This window comes from Roseovarius sp. TE539 (assembly GCF_003298505.1).
Classification (GTDB): Bacteria; Pseudomonadota; Alphaproteobacteria; order Rhodobacterales; family Rhodobacteraceae; genus Roseovarius.
This window is the reverse complement of the sequence record NZ_QNGB01000062.1, coordinates 1-2,136: the sequence shown is the minus strand read 5'-3', so window position 1 is coordinate 2,136 and position 2,136 is coordinate 1. Positions and strand designations below refer to the sequence as shown.

The 2,136-nt window shown below is 60.7% G+C and carries 1 protein-coding gene and 1 pseudogene; both read left to right on the top strand.

The window, feature by feature from the left end; all coding sequences use genetic code 11:
• Positions 1-571: pseudogene (locus DQW77_RS17830) on the top strand (transposase); the annotation flags it as partial.
• 39 nt (positions 572-610) lie between these two features.
• A complete protein-coding gene (locus tag DQW77_RS18705) occupies positions 611-1,708 on the top strand; it encodes a hypothetical protein (protein WP_258523920.1) in 1,098 nt (365 codons plus the stop codon).
• Positions 1,709-2,136: the final 428 nt, after the last annotated feature.

The following is a 2,136-nucleotide window of genomic DNA, read 5'->3' as shown; positions in this document are numbered from 1 at the left end:
CGCTCGACGAGGTCTTCCCGGGCACGCGCCATCAACGGTGTTGGGGTGAAGGGCGTCTCGGGATTGGTCCGGTGGACCAATCCAGCCCTGAACGGGCGGAGCCCCGTCGAACAAGATCGCCAACGTCTTAAACAAGTTCCCGAAATCGATGCAGCCGACGGTGAAGGCCGATCTGCGCGAGATCTGGCAGGCCGACACCCGCGCCGCGGCGGAAACCGCCATGGATACCTTCTCCGAGAAATACGGGGCGAAATACGAAAAAGCGGTCACCTGTCTGACGAAGGACAAGGAAGCGTTGCTCTCCTTCTACGATTTCCCGGCCGACCACTGGGATCACCTGCGCACAGGCAACCCGATCGAGAGCGTCTTCGCCACCGTCCGGCATAGAACAGTGCGAACCAAGGGCGCGCTGTCGCAGAAGACCGCAAAGCTGATGGTCTTCAAGCTCGTTCAGGCCGCCGCAAAGACGTGGCGGCGCCTGAAGGGGGCGAACCAGTTGCCTTTGGTCATCGAAGGCATCACATTCACCGACGGTGTCGCCAAAAACGACACCGAAAACCGCGCCGCTTGAGCAGGCCGCGTCACCCAAAATCACGCATAGCTCTTCGAAGTGGCGCGCCATGGTGAAGGTGCGATCCGCATAGCGCTGATCGATCTGCAGGAGCTGCCGGGCGGCCCGCATGACGGGCCCAAGAAGATTTTCCCGAAGCTCTATGATCGCCTTGCGCACGATTATCGAGACTCGCCGGACTATGCGCCGTTTCGACGGCTCCTCCGGGATCACATGCTGGAGACCTGGCCGCTTGGTCCCGGTGATGACTTGATGGGAGAGCCCGTGATGACACGGCGCCTTCACTCCATTCGGACGGCCGCGCAGGTCACCGGCGTGGACCAGCGCCGGCTGCGCAAGATGCTCATGGCCGAGGGTATCGTGCCTTCTGAGGGAAAACCGGACGCTTGGGAGGTGTTCGATGCCGAGACAGCGGCGACAGCCCTCGAAGGGGCCAGGGAACTCCTGCCGGCCAAGGCCTTCGCGGCCTTGATGGGCATGAGCCGGTCCCAGTTCGACCTGCTCGTCACGGACGGGCTCCTCGTTCGAGCCGTGACCGGAACGCGGATGAAGGCCGTCTGGGACCCCGCGGCCGGCCGCGGGCTTCTTGATAAGCTATTCGCGGGCGCGGTCCCGTTGCGGCAGGCACAACACGGATGGACGCACGTTTCGAAGTCCGCGCAACGGCTGAAAATGAACCCCGGCACCATCCTGAGGGCCATTCTGGACGGCCGTGTCACCCGGGTCGGCAACCACGCGGATTTCGAGGGGTTCAAGGCGCTGTACGTCGATCACGACCAAGTTGCGGCGATCCTGGGTGACGCTGCGCCGGCAGCGCTCACTCTGGAAACATTCGCGAAGTCGGTGGGCATAAGCCAGCCGGCTCGGCTCAGCCGCTTGATCAACCAGGGACACGCGCCGGCGACGAGGATGCGGAACCCGAGAACACGCGCATACCAGTTCTACATCACCACAGAAGACGCGGATGCATTCCACGAGCGCTTCCTTACCTCGCGTACGATGGCGAAAGCGTTTGGACGGAGTTGGCAAAGCTTGTCTGCAGAGCTCCGCGGAAAAGGCGTGACCCCCTTCTCACCGGACGGGGTCGACTACGGTCCGATTTATCTGCGCGACGCCGTTTGCCGGGCGCTCGATTGATACGCGGCGATCGCGGCTGAAACCCTCAACGCGCCGGCACTTTCTCGAAGGAATTTCCTCTTGACAGGCCTTGCGCACGCTTCTGCTTGCGTTTGCGCACTCTTTCCCTTTCTCCGTGTCGGACACCTGAATTATTGTTCATTCGCTCCATCATAAGTCATTGTTTTTATTGAATAGACCCTCACAGGCGGCGGCCATTCTGACCATGAAACACAGCATTGTTGACCATCGATTTCTGCAAAAAAAATGCCGCCCGGAGGCGGCATGGTCAACAGGTTAGGAGATGTTCAGACGGTCAGGGCTGTCAATCTGCATTCAAAACTGACCCATCGTGATCATTTAAAAATGACCCACCTGGGGGGTAGCAAAGCCCACAGGCGAGCGCCCCCCATATAGCAGGCTCGTCTGTGGGCTTTGCTTTTTCTGGT